17 protein-coding genes and 1 pseudogene are annotated in these 20,841 nt (G+C 57.3%); 16 read left to right on the top strand and 2 right to left on the bottom strand.

Going from position 1 to position 20,841, the window contains the following annotated elements:
• Positions 1–78 precede the first annotated feature (78 nt).
• The 7 genes from pdhA (at position 79) to JUE67_RS10635 (ending at position 7,318) form a co-directional block, all read left to right on the top strand.
• On the top strand, positions 79–1,185 hold the full coding sequence (pdhA, locus tag JUE67_RS10605; protein ID WP_203637151.1) for a pyruvate dehydrogenase (acetyl-transferring) E1 component subunit alpha: 1,107 nt from the start codon (positions 79–81) through the stop codon (positions 1,183–1,185).
• A gap of 1 nt (position 1,186) precedes the next feature.
• Positions 1,187–2,164, top strand: coding sequence for an alpha-ketoacid dehydrogenase subunit beta (locus JUE67_RS10610; protein WP_125696216.1), 978 nt, complete (start codon positions 1,187–1,189; stop codon positions 2,162–2,164).
• A gap of 34 nt (positions 2,165–2,198) precedes the next feature.
• Positions 2,199–3,869 (top strand): dihydrolipoyllysine-residue acetyltransferase, encoded by a 1,671-nt coding sequence (locus JUE67_RS10615; protein WP_203627792.1) that lies wholly within the window; start codon positions 2,199–2,201, stop codon positions 3,867–3,869.
• A gap of 4 nt (positions 3,870–3,873) precedes the next feature.
• Positions 3,874–5,277, top strand: a complete 1,404-nt coding sequence (lpdA, locus tag JUE67_RS10620) for a dihydrolipoyl dehydrogenase (RefSeq protein ID WP_203627790.1) — start codon at positions 3,874–3,876, stop codon at positions 5,275–5,277.
• A 107-nt stretch (positions 5,278–5,384) separates the two neighbouring features.
• Positions 5,385–6,266: a Rossmann-fold NAD(P)-binding domain-containing protein gene (locus JUE67_RS10625; RefSeq protein WP_203627788.1), complete on the top strand. Its 882-nt coding sequence runs from the start codon at positions 5,385–5,387 to the stop codon at positions 6,264–6,266.
• Positions 6,256–6,537 carry a UPF0223 family protein gene (locus tag JUE67_RS10630; protein ID WP_203627786.1) on the top strand — a complete coding sequence of 94 codons (282 nt, stop codon included), beginning with the start codon at positions 6,256–6,258 and terminating at the stop codon, positions 6,535–6,537. The genes JUE67_RS10625 and JUE67_RS10630 overlap by 11 nt, the downstream gene beginning before the upstream one ends.
• 1 nt (position 6,538) lies before the next feature.
• On the top strand, positions 6,539–7,318 hold the full coding sequence (locus tag JUE67_RS10635; RefSeq protein WP_203627784.1) for an inositol monophosphatase family protein: 780 nt from the start codon (positions 6,539–6,541) through the stop codon (positions 7,316–7,318).
• Positions 7,319–7,973: 655 nt separating this feature from the next.
• On the opposite strand, the gene JUE67_RS10640 is transcribed toward JUE67_RS10635, so the two are convergent.
• Entirely contained in the window at positions 7,974–8,180 is a 207-nt protein-coding gene (locus tag JUE67_RS10640; protein WP_203637152.1) for a hypothetical protein, read from the bottom strand.
• A 31-nt stretch (positions 8,181–8,211) separates the two neighbouring features.
• On the opposite strand from JUE67_RS10640, the gene typA reads away from it, so the two are divergent.
• A complete protein-coding gene (gene typA / locus JUE67_RS10645) occupies positions 8,212–10,056 on the top strand; it encodes a translational GTPase TypA (RefSeq protein WP_203627782.1) in 1,845 nt (614 codons plus the stop codon).
• A gap of 241 nt (positions 10,057–10,297) precedes the next feature.
• Here the strand turns inward: typA and JUE67_RS10650 are convergent, their stop codons facing one another.
• On the bottom strand, positions 10,298–11,620 hold the full coding sequence (locus JUE67_RS10650) for a C1 family peptidase (protein ID WP_203627780.1): 1,323 nt from the start codon (positions 11,618–11,620) through the stop codon (positions 10,298–10,300).
• A gap of 274 nt (positions 11,621–11,894) precedes the next feature.
• Here JUE67_RS10650 and JUE67_RS10655 point away from each other — a divergent pair, with 274 nt between their 5' ends.
• The 8 genes and pseudogenes from JUE67_RS10655 (at position 11,895) to JUE67_RS10690 (ending at position 20,838) form a co-directional block, all read left to right on the top strand.
• Positions 11,895–13,091, top strand: a complete 1,197-nt coding sequence (locus tag JUE67_RS10655) for an FtsW/RodA/SpoVE family cell cycle protein (protein WP_225877937.1) — start codon at positions 11,895–11,897, stop codon at positions 13,089–13,091.
• A 50-nt stretch (positions 13,092–13,141) separates the two neighbouring features.
• On the top strand, positions 13,142–16,579 hold the full coding sequence (locus JUE67_RS10660) for a pyruvate carboxylase (protein WP_203627778.1): 3,438 nt from the start codon (positions 13,142–13,144) through the stop codon (positions 16,577–16,579).
• A 91-nt stretch (positions 16,580–16,670) separates the two neighbouring features.
• A pseudogene (locus tag JUE67_RS12735) lies at positions 16,671–16,934 on the top strand (YlbG family protein); the annotation flags it as partial.
• 271 nt (positions 16,935–17,205) lie between these two features.
• On the top strand, positions 17,206–17,766 hold the full coding sequence (gene rsmD / locus JUE67_RS10670; protein ID WP_203627774.1) for a 16S rRNA (guanine(966)-N(2))-methyltransferase RsmD: 561 nt from the start codon (positions 17,206–17,208) through the stop codon (positions 17,764–17,766).
• Positions 17,763–18,266: a pantetheine-phosphate adenylyltransferase gene (coaD, locus tag JUE67_RS10675; protein WP_203627772.1), complete on the top strand. Its 504-nt coding sequence runs from the start codon at positions 17,763–17,765 to the stop codon at positions 18,264–18,266. Before rsmD ends, coaD begins: the two co-directional genes overlap by 4 nt.
• Positions 18,253–19,332, top strand: coding sequence for a SepM family pheromone-processing serine protease (locus JUE67_RS10680; protein ID WP_203627770.1), 1,080 nt, complete (start codon positions 18,253–18,255; stop codon positions 19,330–19,332). The genes coaD and JUE67_RS10680 overlap by 14 nt, the downstream gene beginning before the upstream one ends.
• A gap of 223 nt (positions 19,333–19,555) precedes the next feature.
• Positions 19,556–20,218 carry a helix-hairpin-helix domain-containing protein gene (locus tag JUE67_RS10685; RefSeq protein ID WP_203627768.1) on the top strand — a complete coding sequence of 221 codons (663 nt, stop codon included), beginning with the start codon at positions 19,556–19,558 and terminating at the stop codon, positions 20,216–20,218.
• Complete coding sequence (locus JUE67_RS10690; protein WP_203627761.1) at positions 20,215–20,838, top strand: hypothetical protein; 624 nt, start codon at positions 20,215–20,217, stop codon at positions 20,836–20,838. The genes JUE67_RS10685 and JUE67_RS10690 overlap by 4 nt, the downstream gene beginning before the upstream one ends.
• The last annotated feature ends 3 nt before the right edge of the window (positions 20,839–20,841 follow it).

Genomic DNA, 20,841 nt, shown 5'->3' on the forward strand with positions numbered 1-20,841 from the left:
TAGAGTCTTATTGTAGAGGTTTGAATTGATACAGTTCAAACCGAATTTAAACACAGCCCAACAAAAGGAGTCCTGAAGATGGCATTACATCCAGCAGTTGATTTTGATCAGTTGGTATCGGGTCAAACAGCGGATTTTCCAATGATTCAGATCCTCGATGAGGTCGGGCAGGTCGTCAATGGCGATATCATGCCGACCCTAACAGATGACGAACTGGTTGCCCTGATGTCCCAGATGGTTTGGTCGCGCGTGCTCGATCAGCGCTCGACCGCCCTTAATCGGCAGGGGCGCCTTGGCTTTTACGCCCCGACAGCCGGGGAAGAGGCGTCGCAGCTCGCCACCACCTTTGCGATGAAGAAAACAGACTGGCTCTTGCCCGGGTATCGTGATGTGCCCGAGCTGATCCAGTATGGCCTGCCGCTTTACAAGGCGTTTCTGTGGTCGCGTGGGCATGTTGTGGGTAACGAATATCCCGAGGACCTGCACGCACTGCCGCCCCAGATCATCATCGGCGCGCAATATGTGCAGACCGCCGGCATCGCGCTTGGCCTGAAGAAAAATGGCAGCGATGAGGTGGCGTGGACTTACACCGGTGATGGTGGGACGTCCCAGGGTGATTTTTACGAAGGCGTCAACTTTGCAGGGGCGTTCAAGGCCCCGGCGATCTTCGTGGTGCAAAACAACGGCTTTGCGATCTCCGTGCCGCGTGAAAAACAGACCGCGGCCAAGACCTTGGCGCAAAAAGCCGTCGCAGCCGGCATCCCAGGCATTCAAGTCGATGGGATGGACGCGCTGGCAGTTTATGAAGTCATGAAAGAGGCGCGCGCGTATGCCGCCGCGGGCAACGGCCCTGTTTTGATCGAGACGTTGACCTATCGTTACGGCCCGCACACGTTGTCGGGTGATGATCCGACCCGCTACCGGAGCAAGGAGACCGATGACCTTTGGCAAAAACGCGATCCGCTCGTCCGGATGCGCAACTTTTTGACCGACAAGGGGCTTTGGTCCCAGGAGCAAGAAGACGCGTTGATCGAAAAGACCAAGGATGAGATTAAGGCCGCGATCACCCAGGCGGATCAAGTCGGTAAGCAGACGGTCTCGCGGTTCCTGAAAGACACCTACGAGGTTCAGCCGCAAAACGTGGCCGAACAGCTCGCGCAGTATCAAGCGAAGGAGGCGAAGTAGGATGGCTCAAAAAACAATGATTCAGGCGATCACCAACGCCCTTGATCTGGAACTTGCAGCCGACCCGAAGACGCTGGTATTTGGCGAGGACGTCGGGAAAAACGGCGGGGTATTCCGCGCCACCGATGGCTTACAGGCAAAACACGGGGAAGACCGCGTGTTCGATACGCCACTGGCGGAGTCTGGCATCGGGGGCCTCTCGATCGGTCTTGCGCTCACAGGCTGGCGGCCAATTCCGGAGATTCAGTTCTACGGCTTCATTTTTGAAGTGATGGACAGCATCGGCGGGCAAATGTCGCGTATGCGCTACCGCATGGGTAACACGCGCAATATGCCGATCACCATTCGCGCGCCGTTTGGTGGGGGCGTCCACACCCCGGAAATGCACTCGGATAATTTTGAAGGCCTCGTTGCCCAGTTTCCTGGGATGCGCGTGGTCGTGCCGAGCAATCCGTATGATGCAAAAGGCCTGTTGATCGCCTCGATTCGCAGCAATGACCCGGTCCTGTTTTTGGAACACATGAAACTGTACCGGTCGTTCCGCGGTGAGGTGCCGGATGAAAGTTACGAGGTGCCGCTGGACAAGGCCGCGGTGAGTCGCGAAGGCAGCGATGTCTCCATCATCACGTATGGGGCGATGGTTCGTGAGGCGCTCAAGGCCGCCGATGACTTGGCCAAGGAAAATATTTCCGCCGAGGTCATCGATCTGCGCACAATCGCGCCGCTTGATGTGGAGACGATCATCGCCTCCGTTGAAAAGACGCACCGCGCCGTCGTTGTTCAGGAGGCCCAGCGCATGGGCGGTGTCGCCAGCAGCGTGATCAGTGAGATCTCCGAGCGCGCCATTTTGTCACTTGAGGCCCCGATCGGTCGCGTGGCGGCGCCGGACACGCCATTCCCATTTGGCGAGGCCGAAAGCATCTGGCTGCCAAATGCGAAGGACATTGAGGAAAAAGTCAAAGCGACCCTCGATTTTTAATCTGCGAATCGATCAATAGAAAGGATGCCAAAGTATGGCTTACGAATTCAAACTACCAGACATTGGTGAAGGCATCGCGGAAGGTGAGATCGTCAAGTGGCACGTTCAGCCAGGCGACGAGATCAAGGAAGACGATACTTTACTGGAAGTGCAAAACGATAAGTCGGTCGAAGAGATTCCATCGCCTGTTACTGGGAAGGTCACGAAGATCCTAGTTCAGGAAGGCGAAACGGCGACGGTCGGCCAAAGCCTCGTCGAGATCGATGACGGCAGTGGCCCTGTGCAAAATGCGGCGGCGGTCGAATCGATCAAACCGGCGACCCCAACACCTGCCGCGACGCCTGCCTCTGCGCCAAGCCCCGCAGCCGGCGGTGTTTATCAGTTCAAACTGCCGGATATCGGCGAAGGCATCGCGGAAGGTGAAATCGTGAAGTGGCACGTCAAGGAAGGCGACGCCATCAAAGAAGACGACACCTTGCTGGAAGTGCAAAACGACAAATCCGTTGAAGAGATTCCATCGCCGGTCGATGGCACCGTTTTGCATATTTTGGTGCAAGAGGGCGAAACAGCGACGGTGGGCCAAGTCCTGATCGAATTGGATGCGCCTGGCCATAACAGTGCGGCAAGTGCAGCCCCGGACGCCGCACCGACACCCGCGGCCGCTGGGAACCCCAGCTCGGCCCAAGCCCCAGCCGGTGCTCAGCCGACAACGGCGATTCCAGCTGTCGCCGATCCAAACCGGGAGATTCTGGCCATGCCATCCGTGCGTCAATATGCGCGCGAACAAGGCGTGGACATCTCGCAGGTCAGCGGCAGTGGCAAACGCGGCCGCATCACGCGCCAAGATGTGGACGCGGCCAAGGCAGGCGGCGTCCAGCCGCAAACTGCAGCCGTCGCCGCCCCGGCCGCCGCAACCCAAACTCCGGCCACCACAGCCGCTACGCCTGCTGCGCCGAAAGCCACGGCGGTCAAGCCTTATGTGCCGGATGCCAGCGTCGCCGCCCTTGAGACGCGCGAAAAGATGAGCCCGACGCGCAAGGCAATCGCCAAGGCCATGCTCAACAGTAAGGCCACCAGTCCGCATGTCACGAGCTTTGATGATGTGGAAGTCTCCAAGCTCATGGCGCACCGCAAGCGTTACAAGGAAGTGGCTGCAGCCAAAGGCATCAAGCTGACCTTCTTGCCGTACGTGGTCAAGGCGCTCGTCACTGTTTTGCGCGACTTCCCAGAACTAAACGCCTCGATCGATAACAGCACCGACGAGATCGTTTATAAGCATTACTTCAACATCGGCATCGCCACGGATACCCCGCACGGTTTGTACGTGCCCGTGATCAAGGATGCCAATGCCAAGTCGATGTTTGAGATCGCCAAGGAGATCTCGGACAACGCGCAAAAGGCGCAGGACAGCAAACTTTCGGCCAAGGAAATGACAGGCGGATCGATGACGATCTCCAATGTCGGCTCGATCGGTGGGGGCTGGTTCACCCCAGTCATCAACCAGCCGGAAGTCGCGATCCTAGGGGTCGGCAAGATCGCCAAGGAGCCTTACGTCAACGAGGACGGCGAAATCGTGGTCGGTAACATGCTCAAGCTCTCGATGAGCTATGACCACCGCCTGATCGATGGGGCCCTGGCACAACGGGCGCTGAATGAACTGAAGACACTGCTGGCAGATCCTGATCTGCTGCTAATGGAAGGGTGAGACTATGGTAGTAGGTGATTTTGCGATCGATCTGGACACAGTTGTGATTGGCTCCGGCCCCGGCGGATACGTCGCGGCGATTCGGGCGGCGCAAATGGGCCAGAAGGTGACGGTCATTGAAAATACCTTCATCGGCGGGGTCTGCTTGAACGTCGGCTGCATTCCGTCCAAGGCGCTGATCAATGCCGGCCACGCGCTGCAGGAGGCAAAAGGTGGCAGCGTCTTTGGCGTCCAAAGCAAAGGCGCGACACTGGACTGGGCGACCACCCAGGACTGGAAACAGCACAAGGTCGTGGAGCGCTTGACCGGCGGCGTATCGATGCTGTTTAAAAAGCACAAGATCGACACGGTCTGGGGCACCGCCTTTTTGAAGGATGATCACAGCCTGCGCGTGATGCAAAAAGACTCCGCGCAAACGTATACCTTCAAGCATCTGATCATCGCCACTGGGAGCCATCCAATCGAGATTCCTGGCTTCAAGTTTGGCAACCGCATCGTGGATTCCACAGGCGGCCTCAGCCTGCCGGAAGTGCCGAAAGAATTTGTGGTCATCGGCGGCGGTTATGTCGGCTCCGAGCTTGCCAGCGCGTATGCGAATCTCGGCGCCCATGTCACGATTCTGGAAGGCACTGATTCCATCCTGCCGAATTTTGAAAAAGACATGGTGCAATTGGTCCTCAAGTCATTTTCAGATCGCGGCGTGACCGTCATCACCAAGGCGATGGCGAAAAATGCTGAGGAGACCAAAAATGGCGTGAAGGTGACTTACACCGCAGACGGCAAGGACCAAACGATCGACGCCGATTATGTGATGGTCACCGTTGGCCGGCGCCCCAACACGGCGGATATGGGCCTGGACATCGTGGGCGTGAAGACCACGGACCGCGGCTTGATCGAAGTCGATCAACAGGGCCGTACCAACATCCCGACGATCTTCGCGATCGGGGATGTGGTGGCCGGCGCGGCGCTTGCCCACAAGGCGAGTTACGAAGGTAAGATCGCGGCTGAGGCCATTAGTGGCAAGGCCAGTGCGGTCGATTACAAGGCGATGCCGGCTGTGTGCTTCACGGATCCGGAACTCGCAACGACCGGTCTGACCCTGAAAGAGGCCAAGGACAAGGGCATCGACGCCAAGGCTGCGAAGTTCCCATTCGCCGCAAACGGCCGCGCCATCAGTTTGGCGCAAACAGATGGGTTCGTGCGCCTCGTGACCAACGCGGACGGCACCGTGATCGGCGCCCAAGTCGCGGGCCCCGGCGCCTCGGATCTGATCTCCGAGCTGACCGTCGCCGTTGAAAGCGGCCTGTCCGCTGAAGACCTGGCCTTGACCATTCACCCGCATCCAACGTTGGGTGAGGCGATCATGGACGACGCGGAACTCGCGCTCGGCATGCCAGTGAATATTTGACCGCAGTATTACAGTTGTGCGACATTTCACGCGAAATGTCGCATTTTTTTGTCTTCCTACAATTAAATAGGTAAAATTATGTTAAGAGTTTGGGGGAGGTATGTGCCATGCAACAGATCGTGATCAGCGGGGCGCCAGAAAACGTGACCGCACTTGCGCAGTCCTTACTGACAAGTCGCGTGTCTTTGGCGATCGCCGTGTCGCATCCGGAAGAGGCGCTGGCCGCCGCGGCTGCCGTGACGACCAATACCGTTGTGCCTTTATCCGCGAAGGCTTGGCCGCAAGTGGCGGTTCTCATCATCACGGCATATCCGGTTGCCGAAAACGCAGATTGGCTGGCGACACAGCTTGCCGGCATGCGCCAAGTGATCAACGAGGCGATGGACAAGGGCTTTACGGGGAAAATTCTCATCGCTGCGCCTCAGGATGAGATCCTGACCTATTTTGCCCAGCGCTTCTCGGGCCTGGCGAAAAAAGCGGTGGTGGGGCTCGGCACATTCGGCTTGACCCGGACGTTTGAAAACACAGTCGCGACCTCGCTTGCGGTGCCGCGCACCAGCGTGACCGCCTATGCAGTCGGCACCGCGACGGATTTTGTCCTGATGTGGAGCCGCGCCTATGTCGGGGCGACGCCGGTCTTGAGTTTGCTGCGGAATGCGGACGGCACCCAAAGCCCGTTGATGGCAGAGGTCCAAACCGCCTGCGATGCCTTTGCCAAAGCCGACCAAGCCGCGGTGCGGCCTCTGTTGGTCGAGCGCGTGTTGGCTGCTTTTGCCGGCGAGTCGCTGTTGACCTCGCTGATGGCCGTGCCGGAAAATAGTGACGAGCCAGTGGCCGCGGCTCGGCCCTTAGTCTGCGATGCCGATGGGGTGCGCCGGCTCAGTGACCTGCTGGGTTCGGAAGCCGAGGAAGCGGCGCTGTCAGAGGTGCTGGCCGCGGTGTCCGAGCAGCTCACCGCGATCGAAAAAGGAGATTCAAATGAAGCCTAATTATCAATACCCACTGGACATCGACTGGACCACCGACGAAATGGTCAAAGTCACCACATTTTATTCCCTGGTTGAAGATGCCTATGAAAAAGGCGCCGACCGCAACAATTTGCTGGCGGCGTATCGCGGCTTCAAAACCGTGGTGCCGGACAAGAGCACGGAAAAGCAGCTCGATAAACAATTCGAGGCGGCATCCGGTTACTCGCTTTACGCGGTCGTCCAGCTGGCGAAAAATGGGTCGGAGAAACATATCAAAGTAAAAGTGGGGTGACATGATGCTTGATCTGAAACGACTGGAAAATGAATTGATGGCTTGGCTGGGCGAGTCGCGGGTCCGCATTTTGGACGCCATGAACACCCCGCTGCATGTGGACGTGAAATCTGGTCGCAACGATCTGGTCACCAATGTCGATAAAGCCAACCAGCGATTTTTGACCGGCAAGATTCTGGCCGCTTATCCCGACGCGCGCATTGAAGGCGAAGAGGGCACCGGTGACAAAGTCCACGACCTGGCTGGCATCGTGTTTTTCCTCGACCCGATCGATGGCACGATGAATTTCGTCAAGCAACATGCGAATTTTGCCGTGATGATCGGTGTCTATGAAAATGGCGCGCCGCGGTTCGGGGCGATTCTCGACGTCATGCGCAATGAGGTCCTGACTGGTGGACCGACCGTGGCACCGAAACGCAATGGTCGCCGCCTGCCGCTGCCCAAGGATCACGAGCTGAAAGACGGACTGATGGGCGCCAGCGGCCCGTTGCTGATTCACAATAAGCTAAACGTGCAGGCGATCAACGAGGCAAGCTCCGGCACGCGTATCACGGGCAGCGCCGGCATGGAGTTCAAGGCGATCATCGAAGGCCAGCAGATCGGCTACATCTCCTACCTCCAGCCATGGGACGTGGCGGCGGGGATGGCGATCGGCGCGCATTTCGGCCTCCAGGTCACGCGCCCGGACGGCAAGGCGATCAACATGCTCGAGCCCGGGTTCGTGGTCGCCGCGCTGCCAAGTGCCTACCGGGAGATACGCCAGTTGATCGTGGTCGATTAAGGAAAAATACGGCGAAGTGCGCGGTGAGTCTCGCGCTTGGTAGGGAAGCAAAGTGATGCCATTACACACTAGGTGGCCGTTTGTGTCGGGGTCAGACCGTTGTTTTGGGTCTGGCTTTTTTGATTTGTGCGCGGTGAAAGACGCTTCACAGAAAGTTGATAGACCGGCATTTTAGCTGGTTTGGGCGGGCACGGTTAGGGAGCAATGGGGTCGCTGGTGGCCAAACCCGCGTCGGATGGGCGTTTTCGGGGTGTCACGGGCTGTCTCAGAGGCGCGCTAGAAGGTCGACTTCGACCAGTTATCGTGCTTCTGATCCCAAACCGAGCGTTAAATGCGCCTAGGCGGAATTTGAGTCATCTGGGAAACGGCGGTCATCTTCGTGTGATGGGGCGACATTTGTTTTGGGTGGCGTGATACCTTGTGTGATGCCATCACATTATTTCCGACAGGGCGCAAAAAGCCTCGTCAGCGACGACCCGACACCGGCAGATTGCGTTTCTTCTTGCGCATTGGGCGCACGATGAAAGGGCATTCTTTTCGCCACCTGCGCACTTTTCAGAAAAACGAGACAGACGCTTGCTGGTGTGCTATAATTTTAATTCGGATACTGTGTCGCAGGACACGCTTTTTTAATGAAGACAATTCACGATTTCTTTCAGGAAGCGCGGAATTGTCCGTAACCGCCATTGCGGTTACAAGCCGTTTGATGGCGATGAGCCGTCAAACCACGGAACCACAATGGCGCGGGACGCGCCTTGGTCAACAGCCGTTGTTGCAGTGCAAACGCATCGTGCGAATGCATTGCCATCGGTGTTCCCAGAAGCAGAGCCATTTTTGGCCAGGCGGTCACCAGTTTACGCATCCAAGTGCACGTTTGAAAGGGAGTAGAATACTTGACAACTCGCGACGATATTCGCAACATTGCGATCATTGCCCATGTTGACCACGGTAAGACCACGCTGGTCAACGAAATGCTGAAGCAATCCGATACTTTGGCGGAACACATGCAGATTGGGGACCGTGCCCTCGATTCCAACGCGATCGAAAAGGAACGCGGGATCACTATCTTGTCGAAGAACACGGCGGTCAAATACGGCGACACGACGATCAACATCGTGGACACCCCAGGGCATGCCGATTTCGGCGGCGAAGTAGAACGAATCATGAAGATGGTCGATGGCGTTTTGCTGGTCGTTGATGCGTTCGAAGGCACCATGCCGCAGACGCGCTTTGTTTTGAAAAAAGCGCTCGAGCAGCATCTGACCCCGGTTGTTGTCATCAACAAGATCGACCGCCCAGGCGCACGTCCGGAAGAAGTTGTCGACGAAGTCCTTTCTCTTTTCATCGAATTGGGTGCGGATGACGATCAGCTTGAATTCCCGATCGTTTACACCAGTGCGGTCAACGGGACGTCCAGCTATGACTCGGATCCCGCAAAGCAGGAACATACGATGGTGCCGCTGTTTGATACGATCGTGAAGACGATTCCGGCGCCGATCGACAACTCCGACGAGCCGCTTCAGTTCCAAGTCGCGATGCTCGATTACAACGACTATGTTGGCCGTATCGGGATCGGCCGCGTGTTCCGTGGCACGATCTCTGTCGGCGACCAAGTTTCTGTTTTGAAGCTTGACGGCTCGAAGAAAAACTTCCGCGTCACCAAGATCTTCGGCTTCTTTGGTTTGAAGCGGGTGGAAGTTCAGACGGCCAAGGCTGGCGATCTGATTGCCGTTTCCGGGATGGACGACATTTACGTCGGCGAGACCGTGGCGGCTGCGGACACCCCTGAAGCATTGCCGATCTTGCGGATCGATCCGCCGACATTGCAGATGATGTTCATGCAAAACGACAGCCCATTTGCCGGTCGCGAAGGCGACAAGGTCACCGCGCGCAAGTTGGAAGACCGACTCAAGGCGCAGCTTCAGACCGATGTTTCCCTGCGTGTTGAAGACACCGACCAGGCCGGGGCCTGGATGGTTTCCGGTCGTGGCGAGCTGCATCTGTCGATCTTGATCGAAGAGATGCGTCGCGAAGGCTTTGAACTGCAACTCGGTCGTCCAGAAGTTATCTACCGCGAGATCGACGGCCAGCTCTGCGAACCGTTTGAAGAGGTCCAGATCGACACGCCAGAACAATACACCGGCTCGATCATCGACGCGATGTCTCAGCGCAAAGCGGAAATGAAGGACATGCAAAACGAAGGCAACGGTCAGACCCGTCTGATCTTCCTTGCCCCGTCTCGCGGCTTGATCGGCTATTCGACCGAGTTCCTTTCCTCCACTGGCGGCTACGGCATCATGAACCACACCTTCGAAAAATACTTGCCAGTTATCCGCAACTGGCAGCCAGGCCGTAACACCGGTGCGTTGGTCTCCATCAACACCGGCGCGGCGACCCTGTACTCCCTTCAAAGCATCGAGGATCGCGGCACGCTGTTCATCAATGCCGGCGTTGAAGTTTACGAAGGCATGATCGTCGGCGAAAACAATCGTGAAAACGATATTGCCGTCAACGCGACCAAGGGGAAGAACCTGACCAACACCCGTGCTTCTGGTAAGGACCACGCCGCGGCCATCAAGACCCCACGTGATCTGACCCTTGAAGAGTCCCTCGAGTTCCTGAACGAAGACGAACTTTGCGAAGTAACACCACAGAGCGTCCGTCTGCGCAAGAAGATCTTGAACACCAACGAGCGTGGCAAGTTCGACAAACGCAAGAAGATGTCCACGAACGACTAATTGAAAGCCAACGAAGGCCACCGCAGGAAAAATTCTGTGGTGGCCTTTTTTTGCATCCAGCTCGGGTAGTTGCCTCTGGAAAATAGCGCGATTCTTTAGTTCGACAGGGGGCGGGAACCACAGCGCGTTGCCTCATTGTGGCAGAGGGGTCAGTTCCCAGTTTCAGCGAAGCAAAAAAGCCATCCACCTTCGCAGATGAATGACTTCTTCGGGGCTGACCCAACCGGTAGCTAGATCGCGATTAGTGCAGGCTGTCCCAGCTCGGCAACTCGATCGGCGTGGTTGCCGCGGCGGCCAAGATCTTCTCGGACAGATAGTCCTTGTTGATAGCCGCTTCATAAACATAATCATCGAACCACTTAGCATCGGCGACATAATAGCCGTCGTTACCGTTTTCTTTGCCCCAGGAATTCTCGACCTTCCAGCGGCGCGGCTGGCCATCGACCAAGTCGACCCCGGTGAGGGTCATCGCATGGGAGACTTCGGCTTCGCCAGTGGCAAAACGCGTCGCCTTGTCCATGGTCAGATCAAGGTCGAACAGCTGGCCGAAATCATACAGGCCGCCTTTGAGGGCACCGGACTTGCGCTCCATGTCCTGCAAGACATCATTGCCGAACCAGACCGCTTCGCCGCCTTGGAGCTGCGCAATGGCCGCTGCCTTGAGATCCGCTTCCGGCACGTTGACGAAGATGATCGGCCGGCCGCCGACTACGGTATTTTGTGATGGAATCGTATAAGCCTGATAATAGTTTTTCCCGGCTTCCGGCGTGGAAACAAGGGTGACGAACTCGGCGAGATCCCAGCCGACATATTTTTCATAAAAAGACTTCGGAGTCAGATCACGATCGATGTGATATTCTTTCTTGTCGTCGCGATATTCGAAATCAAATGTTGCCGGGACGGTCCCATACGCATAGGCCAGGATGCGGTAGATGTCGCTGAGCATCGCTTGTTTCGTCGCCGCCAGGGTATCGGCTGAGGCGCCTGCCGCAAATGCGGTGCGCAAGTCGCTGGCGTCTTTGCGTAATTTAAGATTGAGGACCGAGTTGAGTTCGGTGGTGTTTTCGCTGTTGTACGTTTCCGGCATCACGGACTTTGGCACGATGCCGTATTTGGCGATCAGCGCCGGCGCGTTGTCGAACTGCCCGCCATCGCCGTTTGGCTGGCTCAACAGATCGCTCAGTGCACGATCGTCCAGCGGCTTGTCCGCGCTGCTCAAGATGGCCTCAAGGAACAGGTTGGATTTTTCAAGGCGATCATAGAACGCAAGGAAGGCCTGGGAAAATTCAAGGTCCTTGACCCCGATCTTCTTTGCCACGGCATGCCGCATGGTGTTCAGCTCAGAAAACAGCCAGCAGCGGCCGCTATGTTTCTGGTTCGCAACGGCGCCCGTGTCGAGCTCAACGGAAAAAACAGGGGTGACGGCTTCGTCGTGCAGCGCGGATTGAATCGCGGCTTTGGGGCCGACGTTTTGAACGGCCTTGGCGACAACATCGCTGGCTGGTTTGGCGGCTAGTTCTTTGCGAAACGCATCGATCTGGTCAAACGAAATTGCATTAGACATTAAGAGACCTCCTTGAAGTTGGCGCGTGGCGCCAGAAATGCTACAACCGCTAGTCTACGCCTTTATCAATGGAAGCAACAGCCACCGCATTAAAATAATCTGGGAAAATGAGGGGCCTCACAGGAAAAGGTGGCGAGCCGGTCATATGACTGCGTGCCCGCTGACTTTTCGCGTCAGCGGTAGTCACCGTCCGCCCTAAGCGCCACGCTACGCACCGCGCCCATCTATGCTATAATTCTCAGTATTGTGAGACGTACGGGAGAGGGCGACGGTTGTGCTGAAGAAGTTTCGTTATCTGGATTATTATCTGCTCGTGCCATACTTGGTGCTCTGCGCGATCGGCATTGTGATGGACTATTCCGCCAGCGCCTCTTGGATTCAAAATCAATATGGGCAAGCTTCCAACTCAGTGATGCTCAAGCAGCTTCTGTTTGTGGTCATCGGGCTGGTCGTCGCCCTCTTTTTCTTCTATTTTAAACTGAGTAATTTTCGCAATCATAAACTGATCGGGTTCGTTTGGCTCGCGTTATTGGGATTGCTCGTCTATCTGTTTCTGATCGGCCGCCTTGATCCGAGTTCAGTTGTCAACGGTGCCAGTGCCTGGATTCCAATTGGCCCGTTCAATCTTCAGCCAACTGAGTTTGCCAAACTCGTCGTGATCATTTATCTGGCGCATATTTTTACCCAGCGCCAAGACGCGATGCGGCAGCCCGATTTCCACGTGCGCGACTTATATGCACCAATCCTCTTAGTCGGTATCTGCCTGATCTTGGTCTTTTTCCAGCCTGACACTGGGGGCTTTTTGATCATTGCGGCGATCATGGTCGTCATGTTGGCGGCAAGTGGCATCTCGTTGCGGTATGGCTTCAGCTGGATGGCGCTGGTGGGTGCCCTGGTCGCAGCGGTGTACTGGGTCTTGGATAACGTGAACCTGCCAAAGAGCATCATCACCAACTACCGGGTTCGCCGGATCGTCTCCTCGCTTCATCCGTTTCAGACGCGGACGAATGACGGCAACCAGGTGTTCAATTCCCTGGTCGCGATCGACCACGGTGGCCTCTTTGGGGTCGGGTTGGGCATGAGCTCACAAAAATTGGGGTATCTGTCCCAGCCTTACACCGATTTCATCCTGGCGGTCATCGCCGAAGAGCTTGGGGCAATCGGCGCTATTCTTGTCATCGCGCTGATCTTTTTCCTGATCCTGCGCTGCTATCTGATTGGGGTGCGCTCGCGTAACCCGTATCATTCACTGCTTGCGTATGGGATCGCAACGATGATGTTGATTCAGACGTTCTTCAACGTCGGCGCCGTGCTTGGGCTTATTCCGGTCACCGGGGTCACGTTGCCGTTCATTTCGTATGGCGGGTCGTCGATGATCGTCCTTGCCATTTCGATGGGTATCATGCTCAACATCTCCGCTTCTGAAAAACGTGTGAGCGAAAAGAAAGTTGCCGCCCAGACGGCGAAGTAAGTCATCGCCAATCAACTGTAAAGTCACTTGTCATCGAGGGGGTCCGTGACGTGAAAAAAGTGTTGGTCGCTAATCGCGGCGAGATCGCGATTCGCATTTTCCGTGCTGCTGAAGAACTTGGATTGCAAACGGTCGGGATTTTCGCCAAAGAGGACGAATTATCGATTCACCGCTTCAAGGCCCAGGAAAGTTATCAGGTCGGGGCCGGCAAAGCGCCGATCGCGGCGTACTTGGATATGGACGACATCATTCGCATCGCCAAATTAAGCGGCGCAGATGCGATTCACCCGGGCTACGGCTTGCTGTCGGAAAATGCGACGTTTGCGCGCAAGGTCGCGGCCGCCGGATTGACGTTTGTTGGGCCGCGCCCGGAGCTACTTGAGATCTTTGGCGACAAGGTGGCGGCCAAGGAGGCGGCGGTCAAGGCGGGACTTCAGGTCATTCCAGGCACGCCGGAGCCAACGCGCGACTTCAACGAGATCCTTGCGTTTACCCAGACGCACGGTTTTCCGGTGATGCTCAAGGCGGCGTCCGGTGGCGGCGGCAAGGGGATGCGCGTGGTTCATTCCGAACAGGAGTTGCGCGACGTGTACCCGAATGCGGTGAACGAGGCGATGGCGAGCTTCGGCGACGACCGCATGTATGTTGAAAAAGACATCCAAAGCGCCAAACATATTGAGGTCCAAGTGCTCGGCGACGAGCACGGGCATCTGCTGCATCTATTTGAGCGCGATTGCTCAGTCCAGCGGCGCAATCAAAAAGTGATCGAGATTGCCCCAGCTGTCGGCCTCCCGCAAGCGTTGCGGGCGAAGATCTGCGACGCAGCCGTTCAGCTGATGGCCAGCTTGCATTATGAAAATGCGGGAACGGTCGAATTTTTGGTCGAAGGCGACCAGTTCTATTTCATCGAAGTCAATCCACGTGTGCAAGTTGAGCACACGATCACGGAATTGATCACCAACGTCGACATCGTCCAAAGCCAGCTGCGCATTGCGGCCGGCGCGGATCTGTTTGAGGATCTCCATCTGCCGCACCAGGAAGACCTGACGATGCGCGGGGCGGCGATTCAGTGCCGTATCACCACCGAGGATCCGGCGAATAATTTCATGCCGGACACCGGCACCATTCAGACTTACCGGAGCCCGGGCGGCTTTGGCGTGCGGCTGGATGTCGGCAATGCATACGCCGGCGTGGTTGTCAGCCCGTATTTTGACTCCCTGCTGGTGAAGACTTCGGTGTATGCCGCAAGTTTCATGGCGGCCGTGCGGAAAATGCAGCGCGCGTTGCGTGAGTTCCGCATCACCGGCGTTAAAACGAATCTGCCATTTTTGCTGAATGTGTTGGCGGCCCCGACGTTCCAAGCGGGCCAGGCGGAAACCACCTTCCTAGATACCACCCCCAGTCTATTTTCCTTCAAGCCGCTGCTGTCAAAAACCACGCAGTTGATGACGTATGTTGGCGAGATCACGGTCAACGGCTTCCCAGGGCTCGACCGGCATGAACAAAAGGCCTTCCCGGATCTGAATTATCGCAGTCAGTTGCCAACCGCCTTGCCGAAAACAGATCTGGTGGCGCTGCTTCATGACGAGGGGCCGGATGCGGTGGCGAAGTGGCTTGCCAGGCAGGGAAAAGTGCTGCTGACGGATACCACGTTGCGCGATGCCCATCAGAGCCTGTTTGCGACGCGCATGCGGACGCGGGACATGACGGCGATCGCGCCGGATATGGCCAATGCGATGCCAAACCTCTTTTCCATGGAAATGTGGGGCGGTGCGACGTTTGATGTGGCGTACCGTTTCTTGAACGAAGATCCGTGGCAGCGCTTGGCGGCGCTGCGTGAGGCGATGCCGCACACGCTGTTGCAAATGCTGTTTCGCGGCAGCAATGCGGTCGGCTATCAGAACTACCCGGACAATGTTCTCAAGCAGTTCATCAATGTGGCCGCCCGCGATGGCATCGACGTCTTCCGAATTTTCGACTCGCTGAACTGGGTGCCGCAACTCACGCACTCCATCGACGCGGTGCGCAATGTCGGCAAGATCGCCGAAGGAACCATGTGCTATACGGGCGATATCTTGGGGACGAACCATCCGAAATATAATTTGGCTTATTACGTGGCCTTGGCCAAGGAGTTGGTCAATGCCGGGGCCAATGTGCTGGCGATCAAGGATATGGCGGGCTTGTTGAAACCGCAAGCGGCCTATGAACTGATCAGCACGCTGAAAGACGCGGTGGCGGTGCCGCTTCATTTGCACACCCATGACACCACCGGCAATGGCGTGGCCACGTATGTGCAGGCGGTGCGCGCGGGCGTCGACGTGGTCGATGTCGCGCAATCCAGTTTTTCCGGCACCACCAGCCAGCCGAGCATGGCGAGTTTGTATTATGCGCTGGAAGGCGACAAGCGCCAGCCGGATCTGGCGATCGATAAGGTGGAGCTGGTCGATCGCTATTTTCAGACGATCAGGCCGTATTACGCCGACTTTGCCAACAAGGTGAGTGGCCCGCTGACGGATATCTACACGGTGCAGATGCCGGGCGGCCAGTACAGCAATCTTCAGCAACAGGCGCAAAGCATGGGCATTACCGATTTTGAAGCGGTCAAGCGCATGTACGCGCAGGTCAACACGCTGTTTGGCGATATCGTGAAGGTGACACCGTCTTCCAAAGTGGTGGGCGACATGGCACTGTTTTTGCTGCAAAATCACCTGACGCCTGAGGATGTGCTGGATCACGGTGAGACCATCGATTTTCCGGCCAGCGTCGTCGACTTTTTTGCCGGCGACCTCGGCCAGCCAGTGGGCGGATTTCCGCCGGTGCTGCAGGAAAAGATTCTCAAGGGTCGCAAGCCGCTGACCACGCGCCCGGGCGCGTTGGCCAAGCCGCTGGATCTCGCGGCGGTCAAGCAGGCCTTGATCGAAGCCGGCGTGCATGAACCGACCGACGAAATGGTGCTGGCGGAGATCATGTACCCGGATGTCCTGCGCCAGTATCGCGCCAACCAATTGGTCTATGGACCGGTGACGACGCTGGATTCGCCGACCTATTTTGAAGGCATGCGCCTCGGCGAACGCATCCACATTCGGGTGCGCCCGGGCATCATGTACCTGATGCAGCTCGACGCGATCGGCGAACCCGACGCGACGGGGCGGCGCACGTTGTACTTCACCGTCAATGGGCAAAAGCGCGAGGTACAGATCCAGGACGCGAAGAGCGCCCACACTGCCAGCGCGATCAAGATGGCGGAGCCGACGGACAAAAATCAGATCGGTGCGCCGATGGGTGGCCGCATCGTCAGTCTTGAAGTGGCGGCCGGTGACACGGTGGCGGAAGGCGATCCGCTGTTCACCACCGAAGCGATGAAAATGGAGACGACCGTGCACGCACCGTTTGCCGGCACCATCATGCATCTGTATGTGGCGGCGGGCGATCTGGTGCAAACGCGGGAGCTGCTTGCGACGATGAAGCCAAGCGCGACGGCACAATAGCGCGGCGGTTCGGCGTGGACGGTTTTGTGAGGCGCTGCCCACCCCGGAAGTTTGAACAGTCACGCAACAAAGCAAGCATTCAGGAGGAACTATGGAGATCACGCAACGTCAAGGCCTGGTCGTTTGGGTCTATTCGCTCAAACAGATCAAGGCATTGCGCCACTATGGCACGGTCATGTACGTGTCGCGGCGCATGAAATATGTCTATTTATACCTGGATGCAAAAGATGTCGAGGCGACGATAGGCAAGCTGACCAAACTGCGCTTTGTCAAAAGCGTGGAGGTGTCGCACCGACCGGAGCTCGCGACCTCATTTGGGCAAGCCAGCGGGGCAGCGCTCGATGATGAAGAAGACGATGACGCCATCAAAGCGCGGCTGGATGAAGTCCAGGCGCGCAAAGGCGAGCTGGCGCAGACGGCGGGAAAAACTGAAGGCAAAACCGAGCACAAAGACGAGGGCAAGACTGAGGAACAAGCGGCAGCGCCTGAGGGTGTGGCCGAAACGCCCCAGCCCGCAGAAACGACTGGCGCACCAGCCTCACCGACTGCGTCTGGCGCCTCCTCTCCGCGCCGCGCCGCCAAACCGAGTCGCAATCGCCGGCCAAGTCGGCAGGAGGGCAAGTCCCATGCGCATCATTAGTGGTGATTTCGGTGGGCGCAAATTGGTCGCTGTTTCTGGCAACAACACGCGTCCCACAGCCGATAAGGTCAAAGGCTCGATGTTCAACATGCTGGGTCAATTTTTCGCTGGGGGCTCGGCGCTTGACCTATACGCCGGTACCGGGGCGCTGGGCATCGAGGCGGTGTCCCGCGGGATGGCCCACGCGACGCTGGTCGACAAGGCGTACCCGGCGATTCAGGCGATCAAGCAAAATGTTGCGGCGACGAAGGCCGAGGACCGCTTCACTGTTTTAAAAATGCCGGTGGATAAGGCCATCAAGACGCTGGCCGAGGCGGGGCAACAGTTCGACTTGATCCTGGCCGATCCACCTTATGCGAAGCAGGAAGTGATGGACCAACTGGCCGCATTTTTAGCTGAAGACCTGTTGGCACCAGACGGCCGGGTGCTCCTTGAGACTGGCCTTGATGTCGATTATCCTGAGACGATTCCCGGCTACACCAAGCTGCGCCACCAGACGTATGGGGTCGCGCAAGTCTTGATTTTGCAAAGAGGTGACGAGGCATGACAAAGATCGCGATTTTTCCCGGCAGCTTTGATCCGTTCACCAATGGTCATTTGGACACGGTGACCAAAGCCAGTCAGCTGTTCGACAAAGTGGTGGTGGCCGTTATGACCAACACCAATAAAAATGCCGTGTTCAGCGGGGCGGAAAAAGTGGCCATGATCGAGGCGGCCACGGCGCAACTTGCCAACGTCGAGGTCTATGAACAGCCGCACATGCTGACGGTGGCGTTTGCCAAGCAAAGCGGGGCGCAGTATATGGTCCGCGGGGTACGCAACACCGCCGACCTCAATTACGAAAATGATATCGCCGCCATGAATCAAACGCTGGCCGGCGATATTCAGACCGTGCTCCTGCCGGCGGATCCTAAGTGGCGCTTTTTGTCGTCGAGTCTCATTCGCGAAGTCGCGAGCTTTGGCGGGGATGTGGCAACGCTGGTCCCGGCTAACGTGAACGACGCGTTGAAGGCCCATTTTGGAGGTGACCGCCATGATCCAACCTAAGCCGTTGAAAAAACACAACGCACTCTGGCCTTTTCGCTGGCTGATCGCCCTGCTGGTGGGACTGGTCGTGATCGGCCTGCTGTTTTTCATGCGCACGAATCGTTACATTGAAGTGCCTGGCGGGGCCAATTCGCTGAAACCATTTGTCAAAGTCGACGGTATCAAGGACGACAAAAAAGGAACGTACATGCTGACGACGGTTGGCATCATCGGCCCAGCCAGCCCAGCGGAACTGCTGTGGGGCAAGTTTCAGCCTTACTCCGAGACGTACACGCAAGAAGAGCTGATGGGCGATGATGACAGCGACGAATACAACTTGTTGCAGGAATGGTACATCACCAGCGCCGCCAACAATGCGGTGGTCGCGGCGTTCAAGGCGGCCAAGCAGCCGGTGACCCTGAAGCTCAAGGGCATTTATGTGATGTCGATCATGGACACCTCTGCCTTCAAGGACAAGCTGAAGCTCGGCGATACCATCACCGCGGTCAACGGCAAGTCTTACACAAGCTCGGATGCGTATATCAAGGCGATCGGTGCGCACAAGGTCGGCGACACGGTCACGCTCAGCATTTTGCGTAACGGCAAGAAGCTGACCGAGACCGGCAAGCTGACCAAGTTGCCAGGTGAAAAACATCCCGGCATCGGCATCAGCCTGACGGAAAACACTACCGTCACCAGCACGCCAAAGGTGACGATCGACGCCGGTGACATCGGCGGGCCAAGCGCCGGCCTGATGTTTGCGGTCCAGACCTACACGATGATCACGCATCAGGACTGGCGCAATGGCCAGAAGATCGCCGGCACCGGCACCATTGATGCGAAGGGGAATGTCGGCCAGATCGGTGGCATCGATAAAAAGGTCTACATCTGTTCAAAAAGCGGCGCCAAAGTCTTTTTCGCACCGGATGAACCTGCGACAAAGGCCCTGCTGAAGCTCGATCCGACTTATGAAAATAATTACGACGTGGCCGTCAAAACAGCCAAGCAGCTCAAGTCCAAGATGAAGGTCGTCCCGGTCAAGACGCTGCAGGATGCACTGGATTATTTGAAGGCACATGCAAAGTAAAATGAAGGTGATCCGTGATGAGAAGTCGCGGGTCACTTTTTTTCGTCGTGCACCCTTTCACCGTGGGGCTCCGGCTCGTATGGCGGGGACATCTAACTGGCCCGGAGCTGATGGCAAGCGCGTTATCCGCCCAAGCCAAATTAGCTGACCCACCATTCCGCGGCCTCCGCACCCTTTTTGCGTAATCTCTTTTATCCAGACATCAGGGTAAGGGAGTGGCGAGATGGAGACGGTGAAGGAATGGATTCGGCAGTTTTGGTTCGTGCCGCTGGCGGTTGTCGCGCTGGCCGGCTATTTCTGGTGGCAACAGCAAAACAGTGGTCCGCCACCGGTGCCGATCGCCGAATTCTCAAGCAATGCTGAAAGCGGTAGCTCTTCGACTAGTGAAAATTCGGCGGCCAGTTCAACCGCAAGCACCGCTACGCCTGGTTTTGTGGAAGTGAAGGGCGCGGTGGCGCATCCGGGACTGTACCCGATCGATGGCACCACGCGCTGGGCGGCTGTGGTCGAAGCCGCGGGCGGCCTGTTGAAAAATGCGGATGCGAGCGCCGTCAATCTGGCGAAAGTCGCGAGTGACGAGGAAAGCCTTTATATCCCGAAGATCGGCGAAACACCGCCTGCTGGGCCAACCGCGGGTACGGGGAATCCAACCGCGAACGCCGCGCCCGGCGCTGGGCCGGCTACCGGTACCTTGGTGGATCTCAATCATGCGACGGCGGAGGAACTTCAGACGCTGAGTGGCATCGGGGCCAAAAAAGCCGCCGACATTATCGCGTATCGCGAACAAAACGGCGGCTTTCAGACGACTGAGGACCTGAAGAAGGTCTCGGGCATCGGCGATAAGACCTACGAAAAGCTCGCCGGCAGCATCACGGTGTCCCCATGACGCGCCGCTGGGTGTTTGCCGCCGCCTTTTTCGCCGGTGGGCTGTATCTGTGGCTGGGGCCGTGGTGGGTCGGGGGCGTGCTGGTCGGCTGGGCGGTGGTGAAAAATCGCTGGGCGACGTGGCCATTGATGCTGGGACTATTTGTGCTGGGCATGGGCTTCGGCTGGCGCGGGGCGGCGGCCACCCGTGATCCGCCCAAACCCAGCGGGCCGGTGATCGTGTTGCCCACAAACTGGAGCGGTACGGACACGCTTCTGCGCTATACCGGCATCGCTGCCAATGGCGTCCCGGTCAGCGGCAGTGCCGTGGTCGCCAAAGAGGAGGCCGACCGCCTGCGCACCACGACCTTGCCGCAAGTCGTGCAGTGGCATGGCGACCTAACACGATTACAGCCGGCGCGTAATCAATATGAATTCGATTATGCCCGGTATGTTTGGGACCACGACGGGCTGGCCTATGAGAGCCCGCGTCAGCCATTGGTAGTCACGCCATTTGCGCCGCGCACCTTGACCGAGCATCTCACGGGTCTTCGGGCAAAATTGTTGGCGCGGGTCCAGCAGTTGCCGGAAACGATCCGACGGTATGCGAAGGGGTTGCTGTTAGGGCAGGTCGATGCGTAACTG

It is taken from the genome of Lacticaseibacillus mingshuiensis (assembly GCF_016861785.1).
Lineage (GTDB): Bacteria > Bacillota > Bacilli > Lactobacillales > Lactobacillaceae > Lacticaseibacillus > Lacticaseibacillus mingshuiensis.

Excerpts from the sequence above, each read along its gene's own strand:
- JUE67_RS10690 (WP_203627761.1), top strand. The coding sequence starts at position 20,215 with ATGACGCGCCGCTGGGTGTTTGCCGCCGCCTTTTTCGCCGGTGGGCTG.
- coaD (WP_203627772.1), top strand. The coding sequence starts at position 17,763 with ATGACAAAGATCGCGATTTTTCCCGGCAGCTTTGATCCGTTCACCAAT.
- JUE67_RS10630 (WP_203627786.1), top strand. The coding sequence starts at position 6,256 with ATGAAGCCTAATTATCAATACCCACTGGACATCGACTGGACCACCGAC.
- JUE67_RS10650 (WP_203627780.1), bottom strand. The coding sequence starts at position 11,620 with ATGTCTAATGCAATTTCGTTTGACCAGATCGATGCGTTTCGCAAAGAA.
- lpdA (WP_203627790.1), top strand. The coding sequence starts at position 3,874 with ATGGTAGTAGGTGATTTTGCGATCGATCTGGACACAGTTGTGATTGGC.
- JUE67_RS10685 (WP_203627768.1), top strand. The coding sequence starts at position 19,556 with ATGGAGACGGTGAAGGAATGGATTCGGCAGTTTTGGTTCGTGCCGCTG.
- JUE67_RS10625 (WP_203627788.1), top strand. The coding sequence starts at position 5,385 with ATGCAACAGATCGTGATCAGCGGGGCGCCAGAAAACGTGACCGCACTT.
- JUE67_RS10640 (WP_203637152.1), bottom strand. The coding sequence starts at position 8,180 with ATGCGTAAACTGGTGACCGCCTGGCCAAAAATGGCTCTGCTTCTGGGA.
- JUE67_RS10635 (WP_203627784.1), top strand. The coding sequence starts at position 6,539 with ATGATGCTTGATCTGAAACGACTGGAAAATGAATTGATGGCTTGGCTG.
- pdhA (WP_203637151.1), top strand. The coding sequence starts at position 79 with ATGGCATTACATCCAGCAGTTGATTTTGATCAGTTGGTATCGGGTCAA.
- JUE67_RS10610 (WP_125696216.1), top strand. The coding sequence starts at position 1,187 with ATGGCTCAAAAAACAATGATTCAGGCGATCACCAACGCCCTTGATCTG.
- JUE67_RS10615 (WP_203627792.1), top strand. The coding sequence starts at position 2,199 with ATGGCTTACGAATTCAAACTACCAGACATTGGTGAAGGCATCGCGGAA.
- rsmD (WP_203627774.1), top strand. The coding sequence starts at position 17,206 with ATGCGCATCATTAGTGGTGATTTCGGTGGGCGCAAATTGGTCGCTGTT.
- JUE67_RS10680 (WP_203627770.1), top strand. The coding sequence starts at position 18,253 with ATGATCCAACCTAAGCCGTTGAAAAAACACAACGCACTCTGGCCTTTT.